At 52.2% G+C, this 15,040-nt stretch carries 14 protein-coding genes, 3 tRNA genes and 2 rRNA genes; 1 reads left to right on the top strand and 18 read right to left on the bottom strand.

What is annotated here, in order from left to right:
• Window positions 1-3 precede the first annotated feature (3 nt).
• Together HMPREF3164_RS05140 and HMPREF3164_RS05145 are read right to left on the bottom strand one after the other, a co-directional pair.
• Window positions 4-645 (bottom strand): rhomboid family intramembrane serine protease, encoded by a 642-nt coding sequence (locus tag HMPREF3164_RS05140; protein WP_246822615.1) that lies wholly within the window; start codon window positions 643-645, stop codon window positions 4-6.
• A gap of 273 nt (window positions 646-918) precedes the next feature.
• Window positions 919-1,446, bottom strand: a complete 528-nt coding sequence (locus HMPREF3164_RS05145; protein ID WP_004005916.1) for a peptidylprolyl isomerase — start codon at window positions 1,444-1,446, stop codon at window positions 919-921.
• A gap of 218 nt (window positions 1,447-1,664) precedes the next feature.
• Between HMPREF3164_RS05145 and HMPREF3164_RS05150 the strand changes: the two genes are divergently transcribed.
• Entirely contained in the window at window positions 1,665-2,006 is a 342-nt protein-coding gene (locus HMPREF3164_RS05150) for a hypothetical protein (protein WP_070449398.1), read from the top strand.
• A gap of 143 nt (window positions 2,007-2,149) precedes the next feature.
• Here the strand turns inward: HMPREF3164_RS05150 and HMPREF3164_RS05155 are convergent, their stop codons facing one another.
• The 16 genes from HMPREF3164_RS05155 to recF form a co-directional block, all read right to left on the bottom strand.
• A complete protein-coding gene (locus HMPREF3164_RS05155; protein ID WP_070449400.1) occupies window positions 2,150-2,539 on the bottom strand; it encodes a hypothetical protein in 390 nt (129 codons plus the stop codon).
• A 319-nt stretch (window positions 2,540-2,858) separates the two neighbouring features.
• Window positions 2,859-2,975: ribosomal RNA gene (gene rrf / locus HMPREF3164_RS05160) — 5S ribosomal RNA — on the bottom strand.
• Window positions 2,976-2,978: 3 nt separating this feature from the next.
• Window positions 2,979-3,051 (bottom strand) — tRNA-Ala (locus HMPREF3164_RS05165).
• Window positions 3,052-3,134: 83 nt separating this feature from the next.
• Window positions 3,135-4,178: a Tat (twin-arginine translocation) pathway signal sequence gene (locus tag HMPREF3164_RS05170; RefSeq protein ID WP_070449402.1), complete on the bottom strand. Its 1,044-nt coding sequence runs from the start codon at window positions 4,176-4,178 to the stop codon at window positions 3,135-3,137.
• 217 nt (window positions 4,179-4,395) lie between these two features.
• On the bottom strand, window positions 4,396-4,881 hold the full coding sequence (locus HMPREF3164_RS05175) for a DUF3349 domain-containing protein (RefSeq protein WP_004005920.1): 486 nt from the start codon (window positions 4,879-4,881) through the stop codon (window positions 4,396-4,398).
• 47 nt (window positions 4,882-4,928) lie between these two features.
• Window positions 4,929-5,231 (bottom strand): hypothetical protein, encoded by a 303-nt coding sequence (locus HMPREF3164_RS05180; protein WP_004005921.1) that lies wholly within the window; start codon window positions 5,229-5,231, stop codon window positions 4,929-4,931.
• Window positions 5,231-6,499: an inorganic phosphate transporter gene (locus HMPREF3164_RS05185; RefSeq protein WP_070449404.1), complete on the bottom strand. Its 1,269-nt coding sequence runs from the start codon at window positions 6,497-6,499 to the stop codon at window positions 5,231-5,233. Before HMPREF3164_RS05185 ends, HMPREF3164_RS05180 begins: the two co-directional genes overlap by 1 nt.
• A gap of 412 nt (window positions 6,500-6,911) precedes the next feature.
• Window positions 6,912-7,028 (bottom strand): 5S ribosomal RNA (gene rrf / locus HMPREF3164_RS05190).
• A 3-nt stretch (window positions 7,029-7,031) separates the two neighbouring features.
• Window positions 7,032-7,104 (bottom strand) — tRNA-Ala (locus tag HMPREF3164_RS05195).
• Window positions 7,105-7,131: 27 nt separating this feature from the next.
• Window positions 7,132-7,245: a DUF2648 domain-containing protein gene (locus tag HMPREF3164_RS11045; RefSeq protein WP_115333524.1), complete on the bottom strand. Its 114-nt coding sequence runs from the start codon at window positions 7,243-7,245 to the stop codon at window positions 7,132-7,134.
• Between the two features lie 22 nt (window positions 7,246-7,267).
• A tRNA-Ile gene (locus tag HMPREF3164_RS05200) sits at window positions 7,268-7,341 on the bottom strand.
• A 195-nt stretch (window positions 7,342-7,536) separates the two neighbouring features.
• Complete coding sequence (locus tag HMPREF3164_RS05205; protein WP_070449406.1) at window positions 7,537-8,118, bottom strand: DUF3566 domain-containing protein; 582 nt, start codon at window positions 8,116-8,118, stop codon at window positions 7,537-7,539.
• Window positions 8,118-10,757, bottom strand: a complete 2,640-nt coding sequence (gene gyrA / locus HMPREF3164_RS05210; RefSeq protein ID WP_070449407.1) for a DNA gyrase subunit A — start codon at window positions 10,755-10,757, stop codon at window positions 8,118-8,120. The genes HMPREF3164_RS05205 and gyrA overlap by 1 nt, the downstream gene beginning before the upstream one ends.
• Before the next feature lie 78 nt (window positions 10,758-10,835).
• Entirely contained in the window at window positions 10,836-12,896 is a 2,061-nt protein-coding gene (gyrB, locus tag HMPREF3164_RS05215) for a DNA topoisomerase (ATP-hydrolyzing) subunit B (RefSeq protein ID WP_210396063.1), read from the bottom strand.
• A 247-nt stretch (window positions 12,897-13,143) separates the two neighbouring features.
• Window positions 13,144-13,809 (bottom strand): DciA family protein, encoded by a 666-nt coding sequence (locus HMPREF3164_RS05220; RefSeq protein WP_083297349.1) that lies wholly within the window; start codon window positions 13,807-13,809, stop codon window positions 13,144-13,146.
• Complete coding sequence (gene recF, locus HMPREF3164_RS05225; protein WP_070449413.1) at window positions 13,806-15,017, bottom strand: DNA replication/repair protein RecF; 1,212 nt, start codon at window positions 15,015-15,017, stop codon at window positions 13,806-13,808. Before recF ends, HMPREF3164_RS05220 begins: the two co-directional genes overlap by 4 nt.
• Window positions 15,018-15,040 lie beyond the last annotated feature (23 nt).

Genomic DNA, 15,040 nt, shown 5'->3' on the forward strand with positions numbered 1-15,040 from the left:
GCGTTACCTTTGGATACTTCGTGTTCGCTGAATAATCTGAGGTGCTAAAAGCGCCGCCGTAGCAAGAGCACCGATCACAAAACCGCCCGCGTGAGCCTGCCAGGAAATCCCGGGAACGAGGAAGCCAAAGGCAACGTTCACGGCGATCATAATCATGAGGGCCCGTATATTATCCCGTTCGCGCAGAACCACCATAATCATCAGGTAGGCACCAATCAGCCCGAAAATACCGCCGGATGCGCCCACAACCTCCGCAGTTGGATCGTCCAGAAGAAGCACGCCAAAAGAACCGCCTACGATGGAGAGCAGGTATACGAGCAGATACCGCCACCATCCCATCATCTGTTCAAGGGCAATACCAAAGATATAGAGGGAGAGCATATTCATCACAATATGCGAGTAATCGTTCTGTGAGTGTAAGAAACCACTGGTTAGCACGCGATAGTACTCCCCTGTGAATTCGGTGTAGTCCCATTTCAGGGCAAACATGGAATACACCCAGTACTGCGGGATGATAAGCTGAAGCAGATATACCACCAGGTTAATCCCGATCAGGGTGTACGTTACGTAGGGAACGAACCTGCGCGGTGCGCGCGCCTGATATTGGCGTCCATATAGCTCTCGGTAGCAGTCAGGACAGATCATCCCGACGTCCAGATTAATTTGACATTCCCCGCAGGCGGGACGCATGCACCGTTTACACCGTGCATAGCTCACACGGTCGGAATGCCGCGGGCAGGTGGGCTCCGTCTGAGAGCTATTTTGCTGTGGATTAGATGGGTAGTCCACGTTTTTCCTTTCATACGCTCTTACTCAGTCCCTCGGTTCCCGTGGTTCGGCTCATGGATTACGAGAAGAACGCAGATACGGTGAAGGACCCGTCCCGGTTACCCAGGCGGGTCCTTTCCCAGCACGAAATTAGAGTTTCTTGATGTCGATTGAAGAAATGACGACATCCTTCACCGGACGATCCTGTGCACCGGTTTCAACGCTTTCAATAGCGTCTACAACCTTCTTTGAGGCTTCATCAGCGACCTCACCGAAGATGGTGTGGCGACCGTTCAGCCAAGGAGTCTCTGCCGTGGTAATAAAGAACTGCGAGCCGTTGGTGCCGGGGCCTGCGTTTGCCATTGCGAGCAGGTAGGGCTTAGAGAAAGAAAGCTCGGGGTGAATCTCGTCCTTGAACTGGTAGCCGGGGCCGCCAATACCCATGCCGAGAGGGTCACCGCCTTGAATCATGAAGTCCTTGATAATACGGTGGAACACCACATCTTTGTAGAGCGGAGTGTTCATGACCTCGCCGCTGCGGGGGTGCTTCCACTCTTTAGAACCGTCTGCCAGACCGATAAAGTTCTCAACGGTCAGCGGTGCATGGTTGCCAAAGAGATCAACGACAATATCACCGTAGTTGGTGTGAATAGTTGCTTGAGCTGTTGCATTAGTCATAGGTCTATTTTGTCATGTTGTCTCTATGATGCGCTAGAAGCCGCGCTATCACGGCGTCACGTTAAATTTAGCCTGCTGAGAAAACACGGGCGGTTTATCAGTATTTTTAGCTGAGGTGAGGGTTTCAACAAGCATTTTTCAGGGTAATTCCTTATGCTGAGAGGTGAACATTTACCCGCGTACGTGAGGTATTGCGGTATGACTGATGGAGGTTCACAATGTTCTGCAAAAAGCGCAAGGCTCGTAAAGCCGCGAAGAATTCGGCTGTCGTCGCCGCTATGGCCATGGCAGAGAAGGCCGATGACCTGAATATCCCCGGGCACGCAGATATGTTTGCTGAGAAGCTCACCGGCAAGAAAAAAGCCATGAAGAAGGCTCGCAAGACCGCCTCGAAAACCGCACGCAAGGCTCATAAAGAGCTGGCACGCATCGAGCGTAACGGCGGTAAGCGCCCCCGTAAGGGTCTAGCCCTGGTGGGTCTGGTTCTTGCGCTGGGCATTGGAGGCATTGCCGCCTACAACGCGGCCCGTCCGGTTGAAGACCCCTGGAAGAGCGCCTAGTTACCCTCTCCCCCATATCCGAAAAGCCATTTTCTTGATTCCCTTGTTCTCACGGCGGATCGCAGAAGATGGCTTTTCTGTTTTAGGGTTCCTCTACTGAGGTCATATAAGTCTGATACCAGACCAACGTGCAAACACGTAGTTCACTGTGTACGCCCACTGGGTTCTAGAAGCTTCAAGATGGCAATCGAGGCAAAGAGAGCCGATACCGGCCAGAGGAGATCTCCCCAGCCGAAAGACCGAAAGAATGCGACGCCAAAACCCGTGATCATCGCGGATGCAGCTGCCAAGATTACCGAGGCGGTTAATGGAATACGGCGTGGCAGAAAGAAGTGGGCAGTCCACAGTAAAGCCATCAGGAAGAAAATGGCGGATAGTCCTCGCCACCACGGTTCCAGCTTGCTGATCCCAGCTTCGCCCGAGGTGACAACTGCGGCTATCCAGCCGATGATAACCAGTGCCACAACGGCTACTGCCATAAGACCTGAAGCCACGCGGGAAATGTCGTTATCCTTTTTCATCATATCGGTCATCAAGGTGCTCCCATCGCCCGGGCAGGGATTCTATCCTACTGTTTACACCTGTCATGGCTAGAGTCCATAGGGTGGCAACTGAACGTAGCACTGACGGATATTGGCTGAATATTCAGCGCCGCAACAGATAGAGCCTGCTGAATTATCTGGTGAAGAAGACTATTTCGACAAGGATAAGTCATATACACAGCAGAGGGCTAGTAGGTTCGGTATCGTGCAGATACACATTTTGACCATTAGCCCGTTTTATATATGAGCAAGCAGGCAGATATAGCAAAGAGGCCTCAGACATAACGTCTGAGGCCTCTTCGGAAAACTAGTCCGGCGACAACCTACTCTCCCACACCCATCAAAGTGCAGTACCATCAGCGCAAAGAGGCTTAGCTACTGGGTTCGGAATGGAACCAGGCGTTTCCCTCTCACTATAATCACCGAAACGTGGAGGCGAGGGGACTCGAACCCCTAACCCTCTGCTTGCAAAGCAGATGCGCTACCAATTGCGCCACGCCCCCGCGGTGCTCTACTACTATAAACTACTTTTTATAACGTAAGCAAATCCAGCAGAGCGTTTCTTATGAGAAGTACATCACAAGATTTACAGACCCCTAAAAATTGTTTCCTTCACACGTATGTGCATTTCTTTGAGCCCCTCCAGCGTAACCCTCTGTTCACGCATATACGTTTGAGCCACATCGACGAGATCTTCGGGATTTCCATCAATAACAATAATCAGACTGTCCTTCTCACCCGACTTACGGCTGCTGCTTTTTCCTGAGGTATCGTCCATCCAGCGTGCCGTGAAGCTCTTCAAGTTATTGAATTCCTGGGTCTCCATAGCATCCTGAAGCGCCATAGTTATCAGATTCAAACGCTCGGCACCCAAAACCTGAATTGAAATATCCGCAGTAGCACCCGAAGGAACCTGAAGTTTATTGCGCTGCACGGTATATTGCACTCGCATTCCCTGCGAGAACTGCGCGTTTTGCAGGGTTCGCAGATTTTCCTTGATCTTGTTCCATGCGCCCTTCGTGAGGCTTGCATCGACGTCAAGGGTATTCGAATCGTTATCTTTTTGAATGCTCAACGTATCAACAGCATAGCGAGGTACCGAAACCCCAAGAATTGTTCCCCACTCAGCTTCGGATATTACCTGTGGGGCAGGAATGGTCATAGCTGCTTCATTATCCGAGGGTTCAAGAGTAATGGACTCGGGGTGTCCATATTCCCACAAGGCCGAAAGAGCACGTGCGGTACCGGCAGAATCTTGTCGCCCACGACTCGTTATCGAGATACGCCCAATAAGTTCAAGATCATCCTCGGAGTTATCGTCCTTGTTCCGACCCTGAATCGTAAATTCTTCGACCTTGAGATAGGTTCCGTCAATATTCTCTCGAATATCGCGCTCCCATTTTTCAATCTGTTTCCTCCGCGAAACAGTCGCCGCCGCCTCATCGCCTAATATTCCAGCACGGGCAAACTGGGGCATCATCGCAACAACGTCGGCAGCCACGATGCATCCCGCCGTCAGCAAAAGCGAGCGCCTGCTCAGAGAATTCACACGCTGAGGAACATATTTCTTCCATCCGCTAGACTGAGCATCTTTGTGTGCAACATCGTTATTTTCCGCGTTCTGCGACATTACGATATTCCTTTCACCGGTGAGTGAGATTCTACGTTTTTATCTCTACTCCCAGAATACCCAATACCATCGCAGAAGAACTCATCAGGACTGTCTCATCCGCTTCACATCACATGAGATTACGTTCAGGCAGATTAGTATGCGCACCATAAACACTTAAAGCTGTGGGGCAAGAATTACTGCAATTCTCGCCCCACAGCTTTGTCTTCGGATTATCCTAGGCAGATTCAGCTTTTTGAGTCTCTTCTTCATGCTGCCCGGCGTTGTTTTGTTCAAGTGCCTCGTTCTGGAGTGTCACATCGGCTGCCGCAAGTTCGGCAATACGGATTTCCCCGGTAGTGGGGTCATCATAGGTGACATATTCAGGATGCCCCTCGATCTCAGTACCGTCATTTACGTGAGTCTCCGATATTAAGAAACCGTGTGCACCTAAAATTTTGGCGACTCGGTCAATATCTTGAGGGGTTGGTGTATGGTCTACCACACGACGAATGTATTCGTTAATGCGTTGGTCACTTACATACGCCTCGCCGCGAGCGGCACGCGACTGCATAAGACGACGCACAACTTCTTGAAGCTGTTCGTCAGTCAAACGCATTTTCAAAATTGCCATAACCGCTGCACGGTCTTGAACAGGAACGTCCTTCGGGTAACCGACACTGAGCCAGTCAACAACACGCGAGATGATGTTTTTATCCGGCATCGGATACCTCCTCTATACGTTCATCATATCTATCTTCAAGCATGTATTTAGTGACCTCCACCGGTCACACCAAAGATATTCCACCCAAAAGTATGGAAGATGAAATCTTTGGCGACCCACAGAATGCCAATAAACACAATTCCTATGATGATAGCAAATACAACGCTCGCGGCAATCTTTGAACCGCGACTAGGAGGCTGAATCTCGATAAGTTTACCGTCTGCCGTGTACTCGGTATCCCCCGCCAGCAAACGCATTCCAAAGGCGTAGAGTGCTGGCAAACCGGCACCTAAGAAAAGCCCAGCAAGAACAACAGGGACGATCTTTTCAAACAATTCGAAAAGAGACATTATGCACCCGCCTTTTCACGTGCCGGAGAGGATAATTCAGGCATGTCTTGATCATCGCTTTGGCGGCTCTCAAGAGTTTCGTCCTGAGTCTCCTCTGCCTTGCTGTCATTCTTGCTGTCGTTCCAATCGGCGGTCACGTTCGATGCGTCCACAGCATCCTTCTGGGAATGGCGCCACATCCAGATACTAAAGGCCAGCAGGATCAAGAAGACAACCAATTCACCCACGTGATGAGTGTTCGTCAGGTTATTCAGTCCCGTACCAATCAGCCACGTAATAGCACCGATAGCGGCAGCGGCGGGAAGAGTAATAACCCAGGCGATCACCATACGCCCGGCAACACCCCAGCGCACTTCTGCGCCTTTACGACCCAAACCGGTACCCAGAATTGAGCCGGTAGCAACATGGGTGGTCGAAAGTGCCATACCAAAGTGCGACGAGGTCAGAATAATTGCTGCGGATGCTCCGTCGGCGGCTACGCCCTGCGGGGTATCAACTTCCACAATGCCCTTACCCAGGGTGCGGATAATACGCCAGCCACCCAGGTAGGTACCCAAGGCAATGGCTATAGCACAGGATGCTTTGACCCAGAACGGAATAGCATCGTCGTTTTTTACGGTGCCGGAAGCAACTAGGGCTAGGAATATCACGCCCATAGTTTTCTGTGCATCGTTGGTGCCGTGTGCCAAGGACATAAGGGATGCGGTGCCCACCTGACCCCAACGGAATCCGTTGGTCTTCTTATCGTCAGATACCGGCGAGGCGACGCGATAGACCAACCATGTACCCACCGTAGAAACAAGAGCCGCCACAACCGGGGACATCACGGCGGGAATTACGATCTTGGAAACAACGCCTTCCCACTGCACACCATTGAGCCCCATAGCGGCAAGCGCGGAACCGATCAAACCACCGAAAAGAGCGTGGGAAGAACTGGAGGGAAGCCCAAAAAGCCAGGTCAGCACATTCCAGAGAATACCGCCTACAAGGCCGGTAAAGACGATCAACATAAGATCGGCGCCGTTGGTACTGATATCAATCCTGTCAAGGTTTACCAGCCCTTTACCGACGGTTTTAGCAACCTCAACGGATAGAAAGGCACCCACTAGGTTCAGCGATGCTGACAACGCCACCGCTGTCTTAGGCTTAAGCGCACCGGTAGCGATGGAGGTCGCCATCGCGTTTCCGGTATCGTGAAAGCCGTTTGTGAAGTCGAAGGCCAGTGCCGTCAACACCACAATCACGAGGATGATAAGTTCAGTAGTCACATTTTGATTATGGAATGTCTCGCGTAAAATCTAAAGTATTCTTCCCCGAAACGAAATAACACTTAAAACAACATAAACCAACACAATGCCTGTGGGCTACAATGCCTCATCTTGACCTAAAAACCCGAGAAATAAAGGATATACGGATAATAAATCCACCATATATCACGAGCCTTTTCCATGGTTTTCTGTGGTTTATAGCGTTTCCTAAGATTCTCCCCAACAGCAGGTCTCCTCATGTATAACACGTGTTCATCTACTGTTCATGTAGATGCGAGGATTTATGACGCAGCGCGATTATAAGGTTTGTAATTCTATCTAGGAACACTACATATTTGAGAGAATTTAGCGGCATTTTGGTGATAAAACGAAGGACCCCGAGTTCTATGCTCGGGGTCCTTTTCTAAAACTAGTCCGGCGACAACCTACTCTCCCACACCCATCAAAGTGCAGTACCATCAGCGCAAAGAGGCTTAGCTACTGGGTTCGGAATGGAACCAGGCGTTTCCCTCTCACTATAATCACCGAAACGTGGAGGCGAGGGGACTCGAACCCCTAACCCTCTGCTTGCAAAGCAGATGCGCTACCAATTGCGCCACGCCCCCGCATTAGCGGAAAATCGCTATGAAGTTCTAAATGGAATCTGTAGATTCCTGCCAGGCCTGACGGACCTGCTGCGACTGAACCTTTTTGAAGCCCAGAAATGCCACGATCGAGACAGCCGCAAGAACAAAGAGCTTTTTCATAGCAACCTTTCGTCATGGAGAGTGGGCGTACCAAGACTTGAACTTGGGACCTCTTCGTTATCAGCGAAGCGCTCTAACCGCCTGAGCTATACGCCCTCCCATTCCGGCGGAATTCTCCGCAAGAACGAAATATAACTATACAGATGTTTTACCCTGTTGCCAAATCTCTTAGATGTGCATTACAACACAGACAGAAGCCCCATAAAACCAAAAAACCGGGGGAGTATCACTCCGATACTCACCCCGGTTGATAACGCACAAAGACGGCGGTTTTAGATACTCAGGACTATCTTATGATTCGTCGCTGAGGGTCAGCGTAATACCACCCACGAGCTTAGCGGCCAAGTTATACAAAATTGCGCCGATCATACTCAAAAGCGTGAAGATAACGGTGTTAATGACCGACAGAATAGTCGTTGCCAAAGCCACCTGACCGATATTGACCATCTGGGTAATATCAATATTGGTGTTACCGGTACCCATGGAGGTTAAGATCTGGTTCACGCCGGTAAAAGCACCCGAAGCCTGCAAGAAAAGCCAGAGGATTACCGAAGCCACAATGGTCACAATACCCAGAGCCATAGAGAGCAGGAAGACCATCTTCGCAACCGACCAGGTATCAATTCGCTGAACCACCAGACGAGCACGGCGAATACGCGAGCGCGGAACCGGGCGGATAGACTGGCGTCGTTGTCCCTTGTTTTTAGGGCGTGTACCATTGGCAGGACGCTTCGCAGAACGCTGCTGTGATGAACCACCAGGCTTAGATGCATTGCTTTGCCGGTTAGAAGCATTCGTACCGCCCGCAGGGGTTCCCTGTGCTGCGGGTGCCGTTTGTTTTCCTGGAGCCGACCCCTGTGGGTTTGCGCTCATTAGTTACCTCCGTCTACATCGGTGGATGCGGTGGTTGGCGTATTTTCTTGCGTATCCACCACCTCGGAATTTATCACAGATTCTTCTGTGGCTTCCACCTCAGCGTCGTCTTCTTTCTGTTCATCTAGCTGGCGATCTTGGTTACGAGCAATACCAATAATGCTATCGCCCTTACCCGGCTTCGCAAAGATAACGCCCATAGTGTCGCGTCCCTTGGCAGGAACTTCACTCACATTGGTGCGAACAACCTTACCGCTCTGCATCACAACGAGCACCTCATCGTTCTCAGATACGATCAGGCCACCCACAAGAGCACCACGGCCTTCCACAAGCTTAGCAACCTTAATGCCGAAACCGTTACGACCCTGAACGCGATATCCCTCAACATGAGTACGCTTAGCGTATCCGCCCTCGGTCACTACGAACACGAAGGACTCAGGGATAACAACCTGTGCCGATATCAGTTCATCACCGTCACGGAACTTCATACCGGTCACGCCCGAAGTCGAACGTCCCATAGGACGCAGAGACTCATTGTTAGCATGGAAGCGCAGAGACATACCATTGCGCGAGATCAGCAGAATATCATCTTCGGGAGAGACGAGGAATGCAGAGACCACTTCGTCATCATCACGCAGATTAATCGCGATTAGACCGGCGGTACGGTTCGTATCGTAGTCACTCAGACGAGATTTCTTGACCAATCCGCCCTTCGTGGCAAGAACCAGGTACTCGGCATCCTCATAGGTCTTCAGATCCATAACCTGAGCAATATGCTCATCCGGCTGGAATTCCAAAAGGTTTGCCAAATGCTGTCCCTTGGCATCACGCCCAGCCTCTTGCAATTCATAGCCCTTGGTGCGGTATACGCGCCCCAAGTTGGTGAAGAACAGAATCCAGCTGTGCGTGGTAGTCACGAAGAAATGTTCCACAACATCGTCGCCGCGCAGCTGAGCACCTCGAATACCCTTACCACCGCGATGCTGGCTGCGGTACTGGTCGCTGCGGGTGCGTTTTATGTATCCGCCGCGGGTAATCGTTACGACAACTTCTTCCTCAGGAATAAGGTCTTCCATCGACATATCGCCGTTGAAACCGCGCAGAATCTCGGTGCGGCGGTCATCGCCGTAGCGATTCACGATCTCGCCCAGTTCCTCGGAAATAATCTCACGCTGGCGATCTTCAGAAGCAATAATCGCGTTATATTCCGAAATGAGGCGCTGCAGCTCGTCGTGTCGATCCTGAATCTTCTGACGTTCCAGAGCCGCCAGACGACGAAGCTGCATATTCAGAATTGCCTGAGCCTGCGCTTCATCAATATCCAGGAAGTCCATCAAGGCCGAACGAGCTTCATCGGCTGTGGGGGAGCGGCGGATAAGTGCAATAACCTCATCCAGAGCGTCCAGAGCCTTGAGCAGACCGCGCAGAATATGCGCTTCTTCCTCAGCCTGACGCAGACGGTACCGAGTACGACGTACAATCACGTCCATTTGGTGGTTTACCCAGTGGCGAATGAAGGCATCAAGCGAGAGAGTACGCGGCACGCCATCCACAATCGCCAGCATATTGGCGGAGAAGTTCTCCTGCAGCTGGGTGTGCTTATACAGGTTGTTGAGTACAACCTTGGGCACGGCATCGCGTTTGAGCACGATTACAAGACGCTGGCCGGTACGGCCTGAGGTTTCATCACGCAGATCGGAAATTCCGGTGACTTTACCTTCCTTGATGAGATCGGCAATCTTAATCGCCAGGTTATCGGGGTTTGCTTGGTACGGCAGCTCGGTCACCACAAGGCAAGTGCGCCCGTGGATCTCTTCGACATTGACAACCGCGCGCATCGTAATGGAACCGCGGCCGGTGCGGTAAGCATCCTCAATACCCTTGGTACCCAAAATGGTGGCGCCAGTGGGGAAGTCCGGTCCCTTAATACGCTCCATGAGGGCACTCAGAAGCTCTTCATTCGTGGCATTCGGGTTCTTGAGGAACCATTCCACACCTGCGGCAACTTCACGCAGGTTATGCGGAGGAATATTGGTTGCCATACCCACGGCGATACCTGAGGAACCATTCACCAAAAGGTTCGGGATGCGCGCCGGCAATACTGTAGGCTCAAGCGATTTACCATCATAGTTAGGCTGAAAATCGACGGTATCTTCATTGATGTCACGCACCATTTCCAGGGCGATAGGTGCCATCTTCGTCTCGGTATAACGCGGAGCCGCAGCGCCGTCATTACCGGGGGAACCAAAGTTACCCTGACCGAGCGCCAGGGGATAGCGCATAATCCAGCTCTGGATCAGGCGTACAAGGGTATAGTAAATGGCGCTGTCGCCGTGGGGGTGGAATTGACCCATCACATCGCCCACCACGCGAGCACACTTATTGAAGGCACGATCGGGTCGATACCCACCGTCATACATCGCGTAGATTACACGACGATGCACAGGCTTGAGTCCATCACGCACATCGGGCAGGGCGCGACCGATAATAACCGCCATTGCATAGTCCAAGTAAGAACGCTGCATCTCGGTCTGCAGATCTACCTGTTCAATATGACCGTGGGGATCGTCAAGCACAATCTCACCACTATTTGTGGTGACCTCGATATCTGGGTTTTCGCTTTGGTTTTCTTCACTCATAGTTGTTCCGTTCCTCTGTGACTCTCTCGCTTATATTCCGTTTGGGAAATATAGCCAATTGGCTATATGCCAAACCCTTTAGATATCGAGGAATCGAATGTCCTTGGCGTTCTGCTGAATAAAGTCGCGGCGTGCTTCCACATCTTCACCCATCAGAACCGAGAAGATCTGATCGGCAGCAGCCGCATCCTCCATCTTCACCTGAAGCAGGGTACGGCGTTGAGGATCCATCGTGGTATCCCACAACTCGGTGTAGTCCATCTCGCCAAGACCCTTATAACGCTGAATACCGTTGTCTTTGGGTAGACGCTGATTCTTTGCCTGACCGCGCGCTAGAGCCTCATCTCGCTCGGCATCAGAGAACACATAATCATGCGGAGCGTTTGACCACTTGATGCGATACAGCGGAGGCTGTGCCAAATACACATATCCGGCTTCGATGAGCGGGCGCATAAAGCGGAAGAGCAGGGTTAGCAATAGGGTGGTGATGTGCTGGCCATCCACATCGGCATCGGCCATAAGAACGATCTTGTGGTAGCGTGCCTTCTCTAGGTCGAAATCGTCGCCGATACCGGTGCCGAAGGCCGTAATCATAGCCTGAATCTCAGCATTGGAAAGCGCTCGATCGAGGCGGGCACGCTCCACGTTGAGGATCTTACCGCGCAGCGGCAAAATGGCTTGGCTGTTTGGATCGCGCCCCTGCACTGCCGAACCGCCTGCTGAGTCACCCTCCACCAGATAAATTTCGGAGATCGATGGATCCTTTGAGGCACAGTCCTTGAGTTTACCGGGCATTGAGCTGGTTTCCAGCAGACCCTTACGCCGAGTCGTTTCTCGCGCTTTACGTGCCGCCATACGTGCCTGTGCCGCCGTAATAGCGCGGCGCACCACATCCTTGGCGACAGCGGGGTTACGATCGAACCAATCGGCCATATGATCGTTAATCTCGCGCTGGGTAAAGGATTTTGCTTCGGAGTTACCGAGCTTTGTCTTCGTCTGCCCTTCGAACTGCGGCTCAGAAATCTTAATCGAAATAACCGCAGTCAGACCCTCACGCACGTCTTCACCGGTGAGGTTATCGTCTTTATCACGCAGCAGTTTATTCTCGCGAGCATAACGATTCACCAGGGACGTCAGCGCAGCACGGAAACCCTCTTCGTGAGTACCGCCTTCGTGAGTGTTGATCGTATTCGCATAGGAGTGCACCGACTCTTTATAAGAACCGGTCCACTGCATAGCCACCTCAAGCGCCATATGGCGCACGGTGTCTTCAGCCTCAAAGTAGATAATGTCCTCGTTGATAACGGTTTTTGAACCCGCATTGAGGAAGTGCACGTAGTCGAAAAGACCATTATCGTAACGATAAGTGACCGTGCGGTGCCCTTCGGAGTTTGCACCTACACGGTTGAGGGGAAGAACTTTATCTTTTTCATCTTCTTCTTCAGCAACCTCATCGCCCCCCTCAAACTGGTCACGCTCATCGGTGAGAGAAATTGTCAGTCCCTTGTTCAGGAACGCCATCTGTTGGAACCTGGCACGCAGAGTCTCAAAATCAAACTCAACGGTCTCAAAAATCTCGGGATCAGGGTAGAACGTCTGAATAGTACCGGTCTTCTGAGAGGCTTTACCGCGGCGCAGGGGACCATCAGGAATACCACCGTTAGCAAAAGAAATGTGCCAGGAATAACCCTGACGGTGGACTTCGGTTATAACCTTTTTTGAGAGCGCATTAACGACGGAAATACCCACGCCGTGCAAACCACCGGAAACGGCATATCCGCCGCCGCCGAATTTACCGCCAGCGTGAAGAACAGTCATAACGACCTCGACCGTGGATTTATGCTCGGTCGGATGCTCATCCACGGGAATACCGCGGCCATCATCTTGAACGCGCACGCCACCATCGGCCTGAATTGTAACTTCAATATGGCTTGCGTAGCCTGCGAGCGCCTCATCTACGGAGTTATCGACCACCTCGTAGACCAGATGGTGTAGACCACGTTCGGTTGTCGAGCCGATATACATACCGGGACGTTTACGAACCGCTTCCAGACCCTCCAAAACGGTAATGTCAGATGCGCCGTATTCATGGGGTTGTTCAGATGTCACGAGTGCGTAACTCCTTGGGGTAGATCTCATGCCCGGTGATGTATCACCGCTGCACCTAGATGAGCGCAGCATCAGCATATTCTCTACTATTCTACCGAATTTCACGACTTTACGCCCATATTTTGAAGGGTGTGGAACGGCTTATTTCGAATATACAGCCTTCTAAGGCTTTTCTGAGCATACTCACCCCGGTATGCGGTGGGGGATATATACCGTACCGTTATCTTCGTTTCCGGCGATTTAGGCCCTTATGACGCAAAGGTGTCAAATAAGCGGGTTATCCGTAGGTGTCTCGTACCCCTCGGCCTCCCGGTGCCCGTTTAGGACCGCGCGATGCCCAGCGCCCATTATTCGGCCCGTAAATACGAATGTTCGTCACCACGCCTTCGCCGAGCTCACGCGCGAACATCTGCACAATCTGATTGCGCATGAGCCTAAGCTGCGTTGCCCACGCGGTCGAATCACACTGCACATCGACCACGGCATTCTCAAAGCGCGTGGGTTTAGCGTGCGTGGCAAGTTCGGGCCCAACGAGTTCACTCCATCGTGCCATGACGCTAGAGACCGCCACGGGTTCTTTCCACCCGCGAGATCGAATCAGGTACGAGATCACGCCGTCAAGCGGTTTAGGATCGCGAGAATCTTCACCGGATGCGGTATAGCCGCCCAACGCGCGCATATCGACCCGCTGGGCGCGAGTTTTCCGCTGTCCCGGTTCGGCGTTCATAGCAGAGCCAAATTCACGAAGAATTTTCTTTGCAGAGAATGAGTTGAGTCGCCCCTCGCCGCGGGCGGCTGCGGCGGCACGCATCCGTTCTACCATGGCGGCGGGGGCATCGACCTCATCACGATAGTATTCTTGCTCGGGATCAAGCGAAGATTCTTCATGATTCGACGCTTGCGTGCCTATTTCCTCACCGTCATCCCAGAGTTTCTCGCTCATGAGGGCAATTCCTCAGTCTGCGGTGCGTCTGTGGTTTCGGGCGCATATTCGGCGTGAGCGGCACTCACCCGCACTAAGCGGTACGTCCCCAGTTCCTCGGGAATATCGCTCAGCACGGCGCTGGTGAGCAAAACCTGTTCTGCCTGCGCCACCAAAGCGCCGAGCCTATGACGCCGTTCTGAATCTAACTCGGCAAAAACATCGTCAAGAATAAGAATGGGGGAGGACCCGGGGGAATCATCGTCGGCACAATGCACAAACCAGGAAGCCAACCGCAAAGAAAGCGCAACCGACCAGCTTTCTCCGTGAGAGGCAAATTGTTTAACAGCTAACCCGCCCAAAAGCAGCGTTATATCGTCACGATGCGGTCCAACCAGGGTCACCCCGCGTTCCAGTTCGGCGGCACGACGCTCGCGCAAGCGCTGCGCCATCGCATCTTTAATGTCGTCGATGCTCATACGCGAAACATGTTCGAGCCCTCGCTCGGTAATCTCCGGAAAAACCGTCGAATCGTAGGTAAATGAGATGTCCTTTGACCCGTCGGTCAGACCGGCGTAGGCACGCCGCAAGTGGGGAAGCAGAAGCCATAGAACGCGAAATCGTGCTGCGAGGAGCTGTGCCCCTAGCTGCGCTAATTGTTCCGACCATACATCAAGGGTGTGCATTGCGTTTTCATCGTCTGCCGCCAGGGAACCGAGGCGCTGCAATGTTTTCAACAGCGAATTGCGCTGGCGCAAAATGCGTTCGTATTCCTGACGGTACCCGGAAACGACGGGTCGCAGCGAAACCGCTAAATCATCAATAAAACGGCGTCGTCCCGCGGGTTCACCCTTGACGAGCTGCAAATCTTCGGGGGAGAACAACACGGTGCGCGTAATCCCTAGGGCTTCACGGGCGCGCACGGGAGCGGCTCGATTAATGCGCACCCGATTGCTCGCCCCGGGTGCTATCTCAAATTCGGTGACCGTTTGTTGTGAACCGCGTACCGTACGCACACGAATATAGGCTCGGGATGCGCCCACCCGCACGAGCGGACCATCATGGCTTACGCGGTGCGAGGAAAGGTTCGCGGTGTAGTCGATAGCCTCAATAATATTGGTTTTTCCAACACCGTTAGGCCCTAAAAAAACGGTAACTCCGGCGCTTAGCGGCAAATTAAGAAGGGGGTAGGTGCGGTAATCAAGAAGCGAAAGATGATCAAGATACACAATACCCCCTTCAATAAAAACGA

Origin of the sequence: Rothia sp. HMSC08A08, assembly GCF_001808385.1 — a bacterium.
Lineage (GTDB): Bacteria > Actinomycetota > Actinomycetes > Actinomycetales > Micrococcaceae > Rothia > Rothia dentocariosa.

Coding starts and splice junctions, on each gene's coding strand:
- HMPREF3164_RS05140 (WP_246822615.1), bottom strand. CDS start 645: ATGATCTGTCCTGACTGCTACCGAGAGCTATATGGACGCCAATATCAG.
- HMPREF3164_RS05145 (WP_004005916.1), bottom strand. CDS start 1,446: ATGACTAATGCAACAGCTCAAGCAACTATTCACACCAACTACGGTGAT.
- HMPREF3164_RS05150 (WP_070449398.1), top strand. CDS start 1,665: ATGTTCTGCAAAAAGCGCAAGGCTCGTAAAGCCGCGAAGAATTCGGCT.
- HMPREF3164_RS05155 (WP_070449400.1), bottom strand. CDS start 2,539: ATGACCGATATGATGAAAAAGGATAACGACATTTCCCGCGTGGCTTCA.
- HMPREF3164_RS05170 (WP_070449402.1), bottom strand. CDS start 4,178: ATGTCGCAGAACGCGGAAAATAACGATGTTGCACACAAAGATGCTCAG.
- HMPREF3164_RS05175 (WP_004005920.1), bottom strand. CDS start 4,881: ATGCCGGATAAAAACATCATCTCGCGTGTTGTTGACTGGCTCAGTGTC.
- HMPREF3164_RS05180 (WP_004005921.1), bottom strand. CDS start 5,231: ATGTCTCTTTTCGAATTGTTTGAAAAGATCGTCCCTGTTGTTCTTGCT.
- HMPREF3164_RS11045 (WP_115333524.1), bottom strand. CDS start 7,245: ATGAAAAAGCTCTTTGTTCTTGCGGCTGTCTCGATCGTGGCATTTCTG.
- HMPREF3164_RS05205 (WP_070449406.1), bottom strand. CDS start 8,118: ATGAGCGCAAACCCACAGGGGTCGGCTCCAGGAAAACAAACGGCACCC.
- gyrA (WP_070449407.1), bottom strand. CDS start 10,757: ATGAGTGAAGAAAACCAAAGCGAAAACCCAGATATCGAGGTCACCACA.
- gyrB (WP_210396063.1), bottom strand. CDS start 12,896: ATGAGATCTACCCCAAGGAGTTACGCACTCGTGACATCTGAACAACCC.
- HMPREF3164_RS05220 (WP_083297349.1), bottom strand. CDS start 13,809: ATGAGCGAGAAACTCTGGGATGACGGTGAGGAAATAGGCACGCAAGCG.